Source organism: Paludifilum halophilum, assembly GCF_002245355.1.
Classification (GTDB): domain Bacteria; phylum Bacillota; class Bacilli; order Thermoactinomycetales; family DSM-45169; genus Paludifilum; species Paludifilum halophilum.
Genome location: NZ_NOWF01000104.1, coordinates 1 through 433, shown reverse-complemented (window position 1 = coordinate 433; position 433 = coordinate 1). Strand labels below are relative to the sequence as shown.

The window sequence follows — 433 nt, the reverse complement described above, 5'->3', positions numbered from 1 at the left end:
GCTGTTGCTGTTTCATCTTGTTTTTGTGTCTCTTCCTCTATTTCTTTCTCCTCTCCATCTTTCTTTTCTTCTTCCTTCTTCTCTTCTTCTTCTTTCTTTTCTTCTTCTCCCTTCTTCTATTCTTTTTCTTTTTTTTCTTCTTCAAGAAAATCTTCAATCTTTTTGTACAAGTTCTTCTATGCTTTGTTTGTTCTTTGTATAATATCTTCCATTTTGTTTTGGAGAATGAAGAATGCCCTATATTTAGGTGTAAACTTGGAATTGTGCCTTTTGACTGCTTTTTCTATTTGCTCCTTAGTCAAATCAGGCAATATGCTTGCTAGAGTTGTTTCTCTCATCTCTTTTTCCATTCTTAAACAAAAATTCCATCTGTCTTCTACAATTTTTGATAGTCCATCTGGAAATTGTCCATCTAGTTCAAGAGGGGTGTACT

At 33.5% G+C, this 433-nt stretch carries 1 protein-coding gene; it reads right to left on the bottom strand.

The window, feature by feature from the left end; genetic code table 11:
* Window positions 1–176: 176 nt before the first annotated feature.
* Window positions 177–433, bottom strand: a 257-nt coding sequence (locus tag CHM34_RS19510) for a hypothetical protein (RefSeq protein WP_169713838.1), incomplete at its 5' end; no start/stop codon positions are given.